The sequence below is a fragment of the Synergistales bacterium genome (genome assembly GCA_021736445.1).
Classification (GTDB): domain Bacteria; phylum Synergistota; class Synergistia; order Synergistales; family Aminiphilaceae; genus JAIPGA01.
The window spans coordinates 1-15,337 of the sequence record JAIPGA010000060.1; the positions used below are offsets into that span (position 1 = coordinate 1).

Below are 15,337 nucleotides of genomic sequence, written 5' to 3' on the forward strand. Positions count from 1 at the left end.
GTCTTCCCGAATCCCCTCTGCCCGGGTCGGCGCGGCCCCTGAGCCACCTGCCTTCAGGGTCTCGGCGCACCAGCGGAGGCAGTGCGGACAAGACAAGGGCCGCCTATGCCCGATCATCCACCACACATCCTGCAATGCGCTAAATAAACTCGACAACACGCAGAAACTTCACCGCGTTAGTTGACTTCTGGGTTCGCGGGTGGTTTAATCTGTATACAATACAGTTGAAGGGGTGGGGAAAGATGTTCAAGGGACTACAGGCGCGTATGATGTTGTTTGTCGGCATTCTGGTGGTGGTGTTGCTGGCGGGGAGCTTCTACTTCCTCTACGGCAATTCCGGGGAGATCCTGCAGGACACCATCTCCAAGAGTGCGCTGGAAAAGGCGGAAGGCGGGGCAAAGACCGTAACGGAGTGGCTGACGGGTATCCGGACACAGGTGGAGGATCTCTCATTGGTCCCCGCCGTGACAAGCATGGAGTGGCAACAGCAGGAGCCCATCCTCGCCCGGATCGCCCAGCGGCACGACTACATCCTGGGCATATGGGCCTCAGGTACGGACGGGAAGTACACCTACACCGCCGGGGTCGGCGAAGAGGCGGCCACCGGCGACATCTCCTCCCGGGCCTACTTCAAGAAGGCCATGCGGACCGGGGAGAGCGTGGTCTCCCAGACCATCATCGACCAGGTGACCGGCAAGGCCATCGTCTGCATCGGCACGCCGCTCCGACGGGACGGGGAGGTAGTGGGGTTCCTCTGCGCCGATGTGACGCTGGCCGGGCTCCAGCAGCTGGCCAGGGAGATGCACCTCTTCGGTTTCGGTTACGGCTGGATCATCGACAACGAGCAGTACACCCTCGCCCACCCGCAGGACGATCTGCTGGGCAACAGACGTGTTCTCGACGAGGGCAACCAGGCGCTGCGGGAAATCGCACGGAAAATGGCCAATGGGGAGGAGGGCGTGCAGCGCTACCGCTTCCAGGGCGATGAAAAGATCCTGGCCTACGCTCCGGTCGAGCTGACCGGCTGATCTGTGGCCGTCGCCACGGAGAACAAGGACTTCATGGCCCCCCTGGGCAAGCTCCGCATCGGGAGCATGATCATCGCCGCCGTCGCCATTCTGATCGGCCTGGCCGCGGCCTTCTTCGTGGCCCGCAGCATCGCCACACCGATCAAGCTCGCCACCACACACGCACAGACCCTGGCCACCGGCGACCTGACCAACGATGTCCCCCAGGGCTTCCTCAAGCGGGGTGACGAGGTGGGCGACCTGACCCGGGCCTTCGACACACTGACCAGGAACCTCCGTGAGCTGGTGACCAAACTGAAGGACAACGCCGGCCGCCTGGGGAGCGCCGCCGAGAACCTGGCCTCCCTGGCGGAGGAGGAAAACGCCTCCATGGAGGAGATCCGCAGCTCCATCTCCGAGGTAAGCAGTCTGGCGGAGAACAACTCCGCCGCCGTGGAGGAGAGCAACGCCGGTGTGGAAGAGGTCAGCAGCGGCGCCCAGAACGCCGCCAGGTCGGCCTCCGAAGGCGCCCAGGCAGGCAACAAAACCCTGGAAGGGGCGCAGGCCTCCTCCCGGAGTGTGGACGAGACCATCGGACATATCGAAGAGGCGGGGAAGAAGGCCAAGGACGCCGAGGGGCGCATCCAGGAACTGGCCGGATCGGTGGAATCCATCAGCAACTTCGTGGGCGCCATCACCAACATCGCCGACCAGACCAACCTGCTGGCGCTGAACGCCGCCATCGAGGCCGCCCGGGCCGGCGAACAGGGACGGGGCTTCGCCGTGGTGGCCGAGGAGGTCCGCAAGCTCGCCGAGGAATCCGGCAAGGCCGCCGGCGAGATCTCCGAACTCATCGAGGGTCTCCAGCAGAACGCCAAGGCCTCCAGGGACGTCACCGGCGAGGCGGGGAAACTCATGGAACAGACCATCGACGCCTCCCACAGGACCAAGGACCAGCTCAAGGAGATGGTGGAACAGGTCCAGCAGGTGGTGGATTCCCTGAACAATATCGCCTCGGTCTCCCAGGAACAGGCCGCATCAAGTGAAGAGATGGCCAGCTCCATGGACACCCTGGCCCAGTCCACCCAGCAGCTCTCCGAGCTGGCCGGCGGTGTGAACACCTCCTCCGACGAGGTGGCCCAGGCCGCCGAGGGCGTCGCCAATGAGGCCCAGACCCTCACCCAGGCCGCCGAGGAGCTCGGCAGGATGCTGGAACGGTTCACGATCGACGAACAGAGCCGGGGGCTCCAGCCCGTCGCCTCAGACAAAGGGCAACGCCGTGCATAACGCTCAGGCGGCTGCCCCGAAGGCTCCGACCTGGTACACTGAGAGGACCGTCGACAAGCTGCACATGCAAGGAGGGAAGGCTCTATGGAAGAACAGTATGTGGTCTTTCGGATCGGAAGTGAGTACTATGGTCTGGGGATCAACGATGTCTGGGAGATCGTCCGCTGGCAGAAGACCACCAGCCTCCCCGGAGCGATGCCCTGCGTAGACGGCATCATCAATCTGCGGGGCAATGTGATCTCCGTGGTGAACCTCGCCCAGCGTCTGGGGATGCAGGAGGACGAATCCCTCGGCGAGGAGCAGCGGAAGCTGGTGGTGGTCAACCTCGGCGGCCGCGTCTTCGCCGTCAAGGTGGACGAGGTGGACGAGATCCTGCGGGTCACCGAGGACGAGGTCAGCGACACCTCGCTGCAGGAGGAGAGCATCAGCGAGGAGTTCATCAAGGGCATCTACAAAGGAGACGAGAAGCTGGTGGTGCTGCTGCAGCTGGACAACCTCTTCTCGGAGCAGGAGAAGGCCGCCCTCACCAAGCTGGGGGGCGAAAACAGCGCCGCGGAGACAGCCGCGGCCCCGTAACGACGCCGCGCAGGCCTTCGGGCCGGCAGGGGAAACGCTGCGGGTCCGGCCTTCGGCTGCTCCGCCAACCGCTGCCGTCGCCGCATTGGTACGCCCCATCCGGTAGGCCGGCAGGCCCGGAAATGATATACTGTCACCTGTCACTCTCCCCAGCCGGCGGCCGGGTTCCACGGCTGCCGGCTGGAACCCTCCCGGCGCCGGCCGGAGCGAAAACCCAGGGAGAACGCAGACAGGGAGGAACCATAGATATATGCCCTATGAAGAATACGCCGGTCTTTCCGATCCAGTGCTGGTTATCGCCACCGACTTCACCGTGCTCTACGTCAACCCCTCCTGGGAAGCGCTGACGGGTTTCGACCGCCGCGAGGTGCAGGGAGCCACGCCTCCCTATCCCTGGCGGATCGACGGATCCGGACCGGCAACGGCGGAGGATATCGAGCAGGAGATCCTCCAGTGCGAATGGCAGGCCGAAGTCCCCATCCGCCGCAAGGACGGGACCCAACTGTGGATACGCATCCTCCCCGCCCTGATCAGGGAAGAGGGCCGCTCCCCCTATGTCGTCTCCCGATGGCGGGACATCACCCCCGAGAAGAGCACGGAACAGAACCTGCTCGCCAAGGCCTGGGAGATGCAGCGGCTCCTGGACACGGCGGATGCCCAGCTCTTCTCCCTCCGCGACAGCCGGCACTACGGCTTTGCCAACAAGGAGCACGCCGCATTTCTGGGGCGCTCACCGGAAGAACTCCAGGGCAGGGACCTCTACGATATCTTTCTCCCCAGGGAAGCGGACGTCTGTGTCGCCGGCAACCGCCAGGTGATGGAGACAGGCCGCCCCCTGTGGAGCGACGAGTGGGTCACCAACGGAAAGGGCGAGCGCCGCCTGCTCTCTGTACGCAAATCACCGGGCTTCGACAGCAACGGGAACGTGGCCTACCTGGTCTGCGCGGCCGCGGATGTGACCGAGCAGAGGTTGTCCTGGCAGGAGGAACTGCGGCACCGCGAGGAAGCCCTGGAGAGCATGGCCAATTACGATCAGCTCACAGGCCTGCCCAACGGACGCTCCTTCGCCCAGACCCTCCAGCGCCTCTCCCGCCGGGTGGGACAGGGCAACGGCCACGATGCGCTCTTCGCGATCGACATCGACAACATCAAAACCATCAACAGCGCTCTGGGCCACGACCTGGGCGACCGGCTGATCAAGGCCATCGCCTACCGGCTGCAGGATGCGGTGCGGGAAGGCGACACCCTGGCCAGGATCGGCGGAGACAACTTCATGCTCCTGGCCCGGAATCTGGCCAGCGCCCAGGATGCCGAAGAGATGGGGACCCGTCTCTGTGAAGCGGTGTCCCGCAGCCCCTTCACCATAGGCGACCAGAGTCTCCATCAGCAGATCAGCGTGGGCTACAGCGTCTCCCCCGACGACACCGCCTCCCTCCCGGAACTGGAGCGGCGGGCCCACACGGCGCTTCTGGAAGCCAAGGGGAAACCCGATACGGTCCACCTCCACCGCTACACCACCGTCCAGGACACCGTCACCTCGCGCTTCTCCCTGGAACAGGACCTCTACAAGGCGCTCCAGGAGCGGGAATTCGCCCTGCACTACCAGCCCCATGTGGATCTGGACAGCTGCCGGGTGATCGGCGCGGAGGCTCTGCTGCGCTGGCAGCACCCCAAGTACGGCTTCATCCCTCCGGATCATTTTATCCCCATTCTGGAGGAGACGGGGCACATCAACACCGTAGGCGCACGGGTGCTGCAGAGTGCCTGCCGGCAGATCCGGCAGTGGCAGAACCAGCAGAACCCCCGTCTGCTGGTCACCATCAACAGCTCTGTCCAGGAGCTCTACAACCCCCAGTTCGTCCCCACCCTCACCGCAGCCCTGGAAGAGTGCGGCGCCCTCTCCTCCTCTCTCGGCGTGGAGATCACCGAGACCATCGCCATGCACGACCTGGAGAGCGTCAAGAAGGTGCTCGCACAGCTGAAGGAGCTCGGCGTGACCATCCTGATCGACGATTTCGGCACCGGCTATTCCTCGCTCAATATCCTGCACAGAATCCCCGCCGACATCGTGAAGATCGACCGATCCTTCATCAGCACCCTTGAGGAGGACGCGAACAGCCGCACCATGGTGCGCGCCCTCCTGGGCATGTGCCGCCAGCTGGGCAAGAAGTCCCTCGCCGAGGGCATCGAGACGCCGGGGCAGCTCCAGATGCTCCGGGACTACGGCTGTCACTACGGCCAGGGCTACTACTTCGCCAAACCCGCCCCGGCGGCAGAGCTGTTCACCCCCGAGCGGGTGCGGCAGGGATTCTGCCCCTGACAGGCGTCTGCCGAAGAGACACGCCACACACCGCGGTACCGCCGGATACATTCATAGTCGCCGCCCCCCTGTCCCGCAGTGGGCGATCCCAGGCATTCCCCGACCAACGACCGCCATAGTGCCCCCTCTCGGTACCTGAAATTGAGACTCTACACCCTGTTGCGTCCGCTTCCCGTTGGAGTAGGATGTGAGACCTGAGGTGTTCCGGGATCGGTGTATCATGGAATGCCCTATACAAGATAAAGGAGGCGTCCCAATGGCTTTCTCGGACAACGCCCTGACCATACTCAAAAAACGCTACCTGCGGGAGGACGAGACACCGGAGGAGATGCTGCGGCGCACCGCTTCGGCCGTGGCGTCGTCGGAACCGGAGGAACAGCGCGCCCACTGGGAGGAGCGCTTCTATCAGCTTATGGAGCGGCTGGAGTTCCTCCCCAACTCCCCCACACTGATGAACGCCGGCAAGCCTGACGGCCAGCTGGCGGCCTGTTTCGTCCTGCCTGTGGACGACAGCATGGAATCCATCTTCTCCACGCTGAAACAGACGGCGCTGATCCACAAATCCGGCGGCGGCACGGGCTTCAACTTCTCATCCCTCCGCCCGGCAGGCGACCTGGTGAGCACCACCAACGGCGTGGCCTCGGGGCCGGTCTCCTTCATGGGCATGTTCGACCTCTCCACGGATGTGGTGAAACAGGGCGGCACCCGCCGGGGCGCCAACATGGGCATCCTCAACTGCGACCACCCGGACATCCTGGACTTCATCCGGGCCAAGACAGAGGAGGGCCGCCTGCGCAACTTCAACATCTCCGTAGGGATCACCGACGCCTTCATGGAGGCCGCCCGGGACAACCAGCCCTGGGATCTGGTCAACCCGCGCACCGGCGTGGTCGCCGAAACCGTGAACGCCCGGGAGCTCTTCGAGACCCTGGTCCACGCCGCCTGGGCCACCGGCGACCCCGGCCTCATCTTTCTGGACCGCCTGGAGGAGGGCAACCCCACACCACATGTGGGCACCATCGACGCCACCAACCCCTGCGTCACGGGGGATACCTTCGTGCTGACCGACCAGGGGCCGAAGACCGTCAGAGAGTGCCTGGGAACACAGCAGAGGCTCATTGTCAACGGGACGCCCTGCGACACCACGGAGGCAGGCTTTTTCGCCACCGGCACCAAGCCGGTGATGCGTCTCCGCACCAGGGAGGGCTACAGCCTGCGCGCCACGGAGGACCACCCGGTCCAGCGGGTAACCGAAACAACACGCACCAACATCCGGGTGGAGTGGGCCGGCGCAGGTGAGCTGAAGCCCGGAGACAGGGTGATGCTCCACAACCACCGCGGGCTCCCACCACGCTGGGAGGGCCTCTACGGTGACAGCGAGGGCTATCTTCTGGGTCTGCTCACCGGCGACGGCACGCTGAAAAACGACAAGGCGCTGCTCTCGGTATGGACGGAAGAGGCGCAGGCGGCAGGCGGCGAATGCTATCCCGCCGATGTGGCAGGTATCATGGAAACGGCGGCGACAGGGGCCCGGCAACTCCCCCACAGGAGCGACTTCGCCGGGTGGTGGAGGGTGGAGGGACGAAGCGGATACCGCCTCTCCCTCTCGGCACTGAAAGAGATCGCCCTCTCCCTTGGGATGACACCGGGGAACAAGACCATCACCCCGTACCTGGAAACGGCCACATCTTCGGCGTTTGCCGCAGGCTTCCTGCGGGGTTTTTTCGACGCCGACGCATCGGTGCAGGGCACCCGGCAGAAGGGGATCTCCATCCGGCTCGCCCAGAGTGACCTGCCGCGGCTTGAAGCCGTGCAGCGGATGCTCGCCCGCTTCGGTGTCATCAGCACCATCTACAGAGACAGGCGCCACGCCGGCACGGCCAGCCTGCCCGACGGCAGGGGAGGCTCCGCCGACTACACGATCAGCGCACAGCACGAACTGGAGATTGCAGGCGACAACATCCCTGTCTTCGCGGAGCGGATCGGCTTCAGCGACACCGTCAGGGAACGGCGGCTTTCCGACGCCATGAACGCCTACCGCCATACGCCCAACCGCGAGCGCTTCACCGCCACCGTTGCATCGGTCACCCCCGACGGCACCGAGGAGGTCTACGACGTCCAGGTGCCCGGGGCGAACGCCTTTGACGCCAACGGCCTGGTGGTGCACAACTGCGGCGAACAACCGCTGCTGCCCTATGAGGCCTGCAACCTGGGCTCCGTCAACCTTTCGCTGATGGTGGAAAATGGGGAGATCCTCTGGGACAGGCTGGCGGAGACCGTGGATGTCTCGGTGCGCTTCCTGGACGACGTGATCGACGTCAACCGCTATCCTCTGGACGAGATCCGCAATCTGGCCCTGGGCAACCGCAAGATCGGTCTGGGTGTCATGGGCTGGGCGGAGATGCTCTTCAAGCTGCGCATCCCCTACAACTCCACGGAGGCCACCGATCTGGCCCGGGAGCTGATGGCCTTTTTCAACACCAAAGCCCACGAAGCCGGCGTCCGCCTTGCCGAGGAGCGCGGCCCCTACCCGAACTGCCGGGGGGAACGGCGGCGCAACGCCACGGTCACCACCATCGCCCCCACCGGGACCATCTCGCTCATCGCCGAGTGTTCCTCGGGCATCGAACCGGTCTTCGCCCTGCACCACACCCGCAAGGCCTTCGGCACCGACGAGCTCACCTACGTGAACGGCACCCTCAAAGAGGAGCTGGACAAACAGGGCGTGGACGACCTGGCGGAGCTGCCTGAAGCGATGCAGCGGGTCTTCGTGACGGCCCACGATATCGAACCGGAGTGGCATGTGCGCATGCAGGCCGCCTTCCAGGAGCATGTGGACAACGCCGTCTCCAAGACCATCAATCTCCCCCATACAGCCACCCGGGAGGATGTGGAGGGCGCCTACCTGCTCTCCTTCCGGCTCCGCTGCAAGGGCATCACCGTCTACCGCGACAGCTGCAAGAGCGAGCAGGTGCTCTACACCCCGAAGAGGAACGCCCCCGGGGAAGGGGAAGAAGGAACGGCGCGGCACCCCCGGCAGCGACCGCAGCTGCTCACGGGAAAGACCATCAAGATGCCCACCTCCTTCGGCAACCTCTACCTGACGGTCAACGAGATCGACGGCTCGCCCTTCGAGCTCTTCGCCACACTGGGAAAGAGCGGCAAGGACACCCAGGCCCACACGGAGGCGCTGGGCCGGCTGATCTCCCTCTCCCTCCGGAGCGGCGTGGCCATGCAGGAGATCATCGACCAGCTGCGGGGCATCGGCGGCAGCCAGCCCGTCTGGGACGAGGAGGGCGTGATCCTCTCGCTGCCCGACGCCATCGCCAGAGGGCTGGAACGGGCCACCGGCTCGGTCTCCCATGTGCCGGCGGCGGACATGTGCCCCTCCTGCGGCGCACTGCTGGTACGCGAGGAAGGCTGCGTGAAGTGCCCCAGCTGCGGCTATTCCAAGTGCTGACCTCGTCACCGGCGGGGCACGCGACGCCTCCGACGCTCAGGACAGAGGTGCGCTGGGGGGAAGACCGGCTCGCGAAGACCCGGAGCATGGCTCCAGCACAATGCATGCAGAGGGAAGAAGGGATCGCATGACACCGAAAGAGGAACTCCAGACGGAAGAACGGCGGGAACTGGGGATACCCCGCACGGCGGCGTGGTTCGAGGGCTTTGTGGCCTCCTATGCCGATCCGGAGGGAACGCTCCACCCCATGATGGAGCTGAAGCGCAAACACAGCTACCGGGTGGCCGGGTTCGCCAGGCGTATCGCCGAGGGGCTGGAATGGGAACCACGCCTGCGGCAGCTGGCGACCGCCGTGGGGCTTCTCCACGATGTGGGGCGCTTCCCCCAGTACGCCACCTGGCAGACCTTCCTGGACCGAAAGTCCGTGGACCACGGCGAGGAGGGCTATCGGGCGCTCACGAAAGGCTTCCCCTTCGGCGAACTCTGTCCGGAAGAGAAGGAAGAGCTGCTCGCCGCCGTGCGGTACCACAACAAGAAGAGCCTTCCCGACGATCTGCCGGAAGCGTATCTGCCGCTGGCCCGGCTGATCCGGGATGCCGACAAGCTGGATGTCTTCGAGGTGGTGGGTGTCCACATCGACGCGGGAACCATCGGAGAGCTGCTGCCCGGTATCGACAGGGAGGGCCCCGTCTCGCCCGCCGTGGCCGACGAGGTCCGGGCGACCGGCCAGGCCTCCTACGACAATGTCTCCAGTCTGCGGGACTTCCTCACCGTCCAGCTCACCTGGGTCTACGACCTGAACTATCCGCCCTCTTTTGGTATACTTTCGGAACGCAACTCGCTGCGCCACCTGGTGCGCTTTCTCCAGCCCCAGCCGCAGGTGGCGGACCTGGTGGCCAGTGCGCTGGACCACGTGGAACGCGCCTCGGCGCAACCGTGAACACAGGACAACGACTGGATATCCCCAGCCCACAACAAGAGGAGTGACCACATGAATTTTGCATGGAAGAACGCCTGGAACCGACGGACGCGGCAGTTACGGCCCTCGGTAATCCAGGAGATGATGGACCTGGCGCGGCAGCCCGGCGCGCTCTCCTTCACCGCCGGCGAACCCTCCGGGGACCTCTACCCCACCTGCGAACTCCGGACCTGCCTGGACCGGACCCTGGCGGCCCACCCGGAGAGCCTGGGCTATCCGCCCATCAAGGGCTACATCGGCCTGCGGGAGTGGATCGCCGACAGGATGCAACGCAACAGCATCTCCCGGGACAGGGTAGACCCCGAGGGGATACTGGTGACCAACGGCTCCCAGGGCAGCATCAACCAGATGGCCCAGCTCTTCCTCGAAGAGGGGGACGCCATCATGCTGGAGGATCCCTCCTACCCGGAGGCCATGACCACCTTCCGGCGGGAATGCGCCGATCTGCTGCCGGTCCCCATGGACGAACACGGCCCGCTGCCGGAAGCCATGGAACGGCACCTGCACCAGAAGAAGGTGCGCTTTTTCTACACCATCCCCACCTACCAGAACCCCATGGGCTGCTCCACCAGTGTGGAGCGCAAGAAGGCCATCCTCGAACTGGCCCGGAAGCACGATTTCTTCATCGTCGAGGACGACCCCTACCGGGATCTCTGCTACGAGGGGACACCGCCGGAGACCTACCTGCACCTCGCCGGCAACGACGACCGGGTCATCTACCTGGGCAGCCTCTCCAAGGTGCTCGCCCCCGGTATCCGCTGCGGCTGGATGGCCGCCCCGCGGGAGGTGGCCGACAAGGCGGTGCAGCTGCGGCTGACCCTGGAGATCGGCATGCCCGAGTTCCTCCACCGCGCCGTCCACGAGCTGCTGACCACAACGGACTTCGACGGACATCTGACGGCACTCCGGGACACCTACCGCAGTCGCCGGGACGCCCTCGTCGCGGCCGTGGACAGGCACCTCGTTCCTATGGGCCTCTCCTACCCGCGGCCTGAAGGCGGTTTCTTCCTCTGGGCCACCGGGGAACGCATCGGCAGGGACAGCATGGCCTTCGCCCGCTTTGCGGCCAAAGAGGAGAAGGCCGCCGTCGTCCCCGGCGTGATCTTCAACACCGACCCCGACGCCTCAGCCCCGGCGATCCGGCTCTCCTTCGCCAAGGCCTCCGAAGACCAGACCGACGAAGGCATGCGCCGCATCGCCAAGGCCCTGGAACGCTTCGCCTCCGCCTAGTCGGCCGAACAAGGAAGAACAAGGGGGGCAGCTACGCACCAGGCGCTCCTGCGCAGCTGTCCCCCTCACATTCTCCACCGGCCGGACAGAACCGCCTTCAAAATCGGGGACGAACCCGCACAGGCAGGTTCGTCCCTATTCTTCCTTTTCTATGTTCTCGCCCAGAACGTACATCTCTCCGCTTCCCACAGAGGTCTTGATCTGTCCCTCAAGCCGGAGTGGAGTGCCCTCCTTCTGGGTTTCCAGCCACTCTTTGAGCTCCTCGTCATAGACACGGACCATAATGAAATCGTGGCGCGGATTGCCCCGGTTGTCCATGCTGTCCTGCTTGAGGGAGAAGCGGAGGTAGTCGCCGAGGCGGTTCTCCTGGTGCTGGGCGCCCTTGACGAAGTGCAGCGCTCCCACAAGCCGAACGGAATTCATAGGTGAAGCCATCGCAATCATCCCCTTTCGGTGAAATCGCGTTTTCTGTACTGTGTACTATACCCCAATCGGCGGAAAAGAAATACCGCCGACGAGACTTTCAGAATCGTACATCAAAACCGGTCAGTTCGTCGGAAGGCTTTTCATCGTGGGCTTCCACGTGCTGGACTACGGCCATACGCGGCCCCCGCTCGGCCCAGGATTCCATGGTATACACGGCGGTGGGCTCGCCCTGGATAACGAGTTCCACCCGTCCGTCCGCCAGGTTGCGCACCCAGCCTGCTACCCCGAGCTCGCGTGCCTTATGCACTGCCGTATGCCTGAAGCCGATTCCCTGTACCATACCGGCCAGGAAGAGGTGACGACGTATCCTGTCCATAGAATTCCTCCTCTTGCCTATCATTCTCTATCCCAAGGATACCATTACTGTGGTAGGATAGTGGAGTCAATTCCACACTGGAACGCACACACATTCAAAACAAGTGAAGGAGGAGATTGGTATGAACGCTGCACCAGTAAAGAGACGTCTCATGACCGCCGCCGTAACAGCCGTGGCACTTCTGTTCGCCCTATCCTGCGCCGCATTCGCCGCCGCACCGGACGTGGAGTATATCGCACCGGGCCCCTCGTACTTTACGGGAGAAGACCCCCACGTGGTAATCCACCTCAGCTCCGTGGCGGGCTGGGCCAAGGGGATCGATACCATCAGGGCCACGCTGACCCCGGAAGGGACGCCGCCGCCCCCGAAGGAATACAACGATGTAATGCAGTTTTTCAGCCGCCTCGGCGAGACCCGGATCGTCGGCGGGCAGCGCGGACTGCTGCTGATGTACCGTGGTGTGACAGAGGTCGACGGCGAGACCTTCAGGGAGCAGTACGATCACTTTATCAGCCTCCTTCAGGGGGAAGGGGTGGACAAGGCCACCTTCGAAGCCGACCTCGGCGAGAACGTCACTCCTCTGAATATCCTCGATTCCGAGGGCGTCACCATCTACACCGCGCTGCTCACCCTTGAAGAGGGCGTCTACCTGCTCACCGCCGAGAGCCTCTCCGGCCTGAGCGACCTCGGCAGGAGGGGCGCCTACGAGCAGGAGCGCGCTGCCTCCGAATCAAAGGACAAAGAGGCTGCAGATGAGCCCGACCAGAGCTTCGTCCGGTTCGTCTACCCCGACGTGATGGAGGTCTTCGAAGACTTCCCGCTCCTCAAGTCGGAGGATCAGCTACCTGACGAGCCCTTCGTCGCCGAAATCACCTTCCGCAAGGACGAGTACGGCGCCTCGGCCAACTTCGACAGCAACGCGGCCCAGTTCTTCCGGGAGGAGGCCATGACCGCAGAGGGTGCGCCGGAACCCTCCTTCATCGGCGGGGACGCCATCCTTGGCTTTCTCACCCTTCCCGGCCTGAGCAGCAGGTTCGACCTCGCCACGGACGTTCTGCCCACCCTTCAGGGCGAGAACCGCATGGTGGCGGAGCAAGGGGTCCAGATGGCGGCCCAGTTCGGCTTCACCCCGGAGGATATCACCAAGCTCGTCACCGGCCCGATCATGGCTGCCTTCGGCGGCTCGGCCATATCGCCCATCGGCCCGGTGCCCGGCCTGTACCTGAAGGTCGACAACGACGCCGGTGCGGTGAACACGAAGCTCGTGGAAACACTCTTCCGCAACGCCGACCAGATGGGTGTGCCCATGGTGCCCATCTCCTCGGACAGGTGGACCACGGCCTACGCCACCAAGGGATTCGCCACCATCACCCTGGCGGCAAACGACGACAGCTTCTTCTTCGGCCTGCTGGACCCGGAAAAGCTCGGAGAAGCCGCCCAGCCGGTGAGCAGCATCCAGGGATTCGCCGCCACGCCCGCCATGGGGACCATGGCCGTTTCGCTGAGCCACCTGGACACGCTGGTGGACCGTCTGGGCAGACAGCTGGAGATGATGGTCCCCGAGGAGAAGGAGATCGCCATGGCCAGAGAGGCCATCCACAAGGCGCTGGCCAGGCTGGAGGTCTTCTACATCCAGCGGACCTCGCCGGATTCCATGGAAGCCGGCGTCTGGTTCCGCAACGAAACTACCCAGTAAGGGCAATCTGAAAACAGCGAAGGACCCCGGCACCCCTCCCCCCGCCTCCCATGGGGGGAGGGGTGCCCCACATAGGAGGGATAGCATGCACAAGGCTCTACCGCAACACGCCAAGACAGCAGCCACGCTGATCGCCACCGTCACCTGTCTCCTGGCGCTCTCCGCCGCCGCCCAGGCCTGGAGTCCCGCACCCCGGGTCTACGACGGCCCCCAGGTGGAGGACCTCTACCTGGTCATCTACAGCGACCCCGACGCCCAGGTGCTGGCCATGGAGCAGGGGGAGCTGGACATAGCCGGCGACATCACCAGGCCCGTGGACATCCAGCGGCTCAATCAGGCCGAGACGGTGGACCTCTCCGTCGCCGAGGGATTCCACCTCTTCATGATGGGCTGGAACCTCCGCGCCGAACCCTGGGACCGCCTGGAGCTGCGGCGGGCCGCGGCCTGCGCCATCCCCCGCATGGAACTGGTGCGGGATATCTTCCAGGGCTACTCCGTGCCGGTGGACAGCTACCTGCCCCCGGCGTCGCCCTACTTCACCGCCGATACAAAACACTACCCCTACGACCCTGAGACCGCCAAAGAGATCCTGAAGGAAGCTGGATGGAGCTGGTCCGACGGGGGCACGCTGATCCCGCCGGGAGGAAGCAAGCCGCTGGAGGAGCTGGAGCTCCTCTCGCCGGCGTCGGGGATGGCGCCCACCACGGCGGAGCTTGCCCGGCGGCTCGCCAAGCACCTGCGGGCCATCGGCCTGCCCGTGAAGGTGGAGCCCCTGGATTTCTCGGTGATGGTGGAACGACTCAACCGCCACGAGTTCGACATGTACCTGCTGGCCTGGGTGCTCACCCGCGACCCCGACAGCCTCTACGCTTTCTACCACTCCTCCATGGACATGGAGGGCGGCTACAATCTCACCGGCTACCACGACGAAACAACCGACAGGCTGCTGGAAAAGCTGAAGTTCGCCCCCTCGCCTGAAGCCGCGGAAGGGACGGCCTTCCGTTCGCAGAAACGCCTCGCCGAAGAGCTGCCGGTGCTGCCGATCTACTCGCGCTACTCCATCGCCGCCGTGGGGAGCAGGTGGCAGGGAACAGTGGTCACCGACGTTGTCACCGCCGACAACCAGTGGTCGCTGCTCCATATGCACACCCCCGGCGGGACGAAGGAGCTCCACTGGGCGCTCGGCGGCGAACCGCGGCCGCTGAACCCGCTGGCGGCAGGCAGCGCCCTCTCCTGGGAGGTGCTGGGCCACCTCTACGGATCACTGCTTTCCATCAACCCCGAAACTCTGGGCGACGTGCCCTGGCTGGCCACGGAGTGGGACATCGACGTGACCGAAGAGACCTCCACCCTGCACTTCACCCTCCGCAAGGGGGTGCAGTGGCACGACGGCGAGCCGTTCACCGCAGAGGACGTGAAGAGCACCATCAGCTACCTGCAGAAAGAGCGCATCCCCCGCTACTGGGACAGCGTGCGCGACGTAAAGGAAGTCACCAGCAACGGCAACGAGGTGACGGTCACGCTTTCCACACCCTCCTACTGGCATCTCCACGGCATCGGCGGACTCCCCGTCATGCCCGCCCATATCCTGGAAGACGTGGAGGACTGGAAGAGCTGGCAGCCGGCATCGACTGAACACCCCGAGAGGGAAGATCTGACGCTTCTGGTGGGCACAGGTCCCTTCGTCTTCGCCGGGTACAAGCCGGGCGAGTTCGTCCACCTCCGTCGCTTCGACGGCTTCTGGGGACGGAACCAGTAACCGGCGGGATGTGCAACACCCTGTACCGGCATCCGCGACGCCGGCCACCGGCACGATAGGGCTCTTTGACGACGTTAAGCAGCGGCGAACCTGCAGGCAAGCGAAACAGAAGGTGGCTGCAACCGGGGTCTTCCGGCGGCAGCCCCCTTCTCTATGTCACGGGAGTGAAAGGGCGTCCAGGGCGGCATCTGGAGCAGACGACGGGAGCACCGCTTCCTGCA

At 64.6% G+C, this 15,337-nt stretch carries 11 protein-coding genes; 9 read left to right on the forward strand and 2 right to left on the reverse strand.

What is annotated here, in order from left to right; translation table 11 throughout:
• Positions 1 to 266 precede the first annotated feature (266 nt).
• From K9L28_08795 to K9L28_08825, 7 genes are all read left to right on the forward strand, one after another.
• On the forward strand, positions 267 to 1,028 hold the full coding sequence (locus K9L28_08795) for a cache domain-containing protein (protein MCF7936425.1): 762 nt from the start codon (positions 267 to 269) through the stop codon (positions 1,026 to 1,028).
• A gap of 3 nt (positions 1,029 to 1,031) precedes the next feature.
• Complete coding sequence (locus tag K9L28_08800; GenBank protein MCF7936426.1) at positions 1,032 to 2,294, forward strand: methyl-accepting chemotaxis protein; 1,263 nt, start codon at positions 1,032 to 1,034, stop codon at positions 2,292 to 2,294.
• An 84-nt stretch (positions 2,295 to 2,378) separates the two neighbouring features.
• Positions 2,379 to 2,870 carry a chemotaxis protein CheW gene (locus K9L28_08805; protein ID MCF7936427.1) on the forward strand — a complete coding sequence of 164 codons (492 nt, stop codon included), beginning with the start codon at positions 2,379 to 2,381 and terminating at the stop codon, positions 2,868 to 2,870.
• A gap of 250 nt (positions 2,871 to 3,120) precedes the next feature.
• The gene (locus tag K9L28_08810; protein MCF7936428.1) at positions 3,121 to 5,190 is read left to right on the forward strand and encodes an EAL domain-containing protein; all 2,070 of its coding nucleotides are present in this window, start codon (positions 3,121 to 3,123) and stop codon (positions 5,188 to 5,190) included.
• A gap of 220 nt (positions 5,191 to 5,410) precedes the next feature.
• Positions 5,411 to 8,650 (forward strand): ribonucleoside reductase class II, encoded by a 3,240-nt coding sequence (locus tag K9L28_08815; protein MCF7936429.1) that lies wholly within the window; start codon positions 5,411 to 5,413, stop codon positions 8,648 to 8,650.
• Positions 8,651 to 8,777: 127 nt separating this feature from the next.
• Positions 8,778 to 9,590: an HD domain-containing protein gene (locus K9L28_08820; protein ID MCF7936430.1), complete on the forward strand. Its 813-nt coding sequence runs from the start codon at positions 8,778 to 8,780 to the stop codon at positions 9,588 to 9,590.
• Between the two features lie 51 nt (positions 9,591 to 9,641).
• Positions 9,642 to 10,859: a PLP-dependent aminotransferase family protein gene (locus tag K9L28_08825; GenBank protein ID MCF7936431.1), complete on the forward strand. Its 1,218-nt coding sequence runs from the start codon at positions 9,642 to 9,644 to the stop codon at positions 10,857 to 10,859.
• A gap of 135 nt (positions 10,860 to 10,994) precedes the next feature.
• On the opposite strand, the gene K9L28_08830 is transcribed toward K9L28_08825, so the two are convergent.
• Positions 10,995 to 11,282 carry a single-stranded DNA-binding protein gene (locus tag K9L28_08830; GenBank protein MCF7936432.1) on the reverse strand — a complete coding sequence of 96 codons (288 nt, stop codon included), beginning with the start codon at positions 11,280 to 11,282 and terminating at the stop codon, positions 10,995 to 10,997.
• Between the two features lie 100 nt (positions 11,283 to 11,382).
• Positions 11,383 to 11,661: an acylphosphatase gene (locus tag K9L28_08835; protein MCF7936433.1), complete on the reverse strand. Its 279-nt coding sequence runs from the start codon at positions 11,659 to 11,661 to the stop codon at positions 11,383 to 11,385.
• A gap of 121 nt (positions 11,662 to 11,782) precedes the next feature.
• Between K9L28_08835 and K9L28_08840 the strand changes: the two genes are divergently transcribed.
• Positions 11,783 to 13,357, forward strand: coding sequence for a hypothetical protein (locus K9L28_08840; protein MCF7936434.1), 1,575 nt, complete (start codon positions 11,783 to 11,785; stop codon positions 13,355 to 13,357).
• Positions 13,358 to 13,442: 85 nt separating this feature from the next.
• Complete coding sequence (locus K9L28_08845) at positions 13,443 to 15,116, forward strand: ABC transporter substrate-binding protein (GenBank protein ID MCF7936435.1); 1,674 nt, start codon at positions 13,443 to 13,445, stop codon at positions 15,114 to 15,116.
• The last annotated feature ends 221 nt before the right edge of the window (positions 15,117 to 15,337 follow it).

Coding starts and splice junctions, on each gene's coding strand:
- K9L28_08795 (MCF7936425.1), top strand. CDS start 267: ATGATGTTGTTTGTCGGCATTCTGGTGGTGGTGTTGCTGGCGGGGAGC.
- K9L28_08805 (MCF7936427.1), top strand. CDS start 2,379: ATGGAAGAACAGTATGTGGTCTTTCGGATCGGAAGTGAGTACTATGGT.
- K9L28_08810 (MCF7936428.1), top strand. CDS start 3,121: ATGCCCTATGAAGAATACGCCGGTCTTTCCGATCCAGTGCTGGTTATC.
- K9L28_08815 (MCF7936429.1), top strand. CDS start 5,411: ATGGAATGCCCTATACAAGATAAAGGAGGCGTCCCAATGGCTTTCTCG.
- K9L28_08820 (MCF7936430.1), top strand. CDS start 8,778: ATGACACCGAAAGAGGAACTCCAGACGGAAGAACGGCGGGAACTGGGG.
- K9L28_08825 (MCF7936431.1), top strand. CDS start 9,642: ATGAATTTTGCATGGAAGAACGCCTGGAACCGACGGACGCGGCAGTTA.
- K9L28_08830 (MCF7936432.1), bottom strand. CDS start 11,282: ATGAATTCCGTTCGGCTTGTGGGAGCGCTGCACTTCGTCAAGGGCGCC.
- K9L28_08835 (MCF7936433.1), bottom strand. CDS start 11,661: ATGGACAGGATACGTCGTCACCTCTTCCTGGCCGGTATGGTACAGGGA.
- K9L28_08840 (MCF7936434.1), top strand. CDS start 11,783: ATGAACGCTGCACCAGTAAAGAGACGTCTCATGACCGCCGCCGTAACA.
- K9L28_08845 (MCF7936435.1), top strand. CDS start 13,443: ATGCACAAGGCTCTACCGCAACACGCCAAGACAGCAGCCACGCTGATC.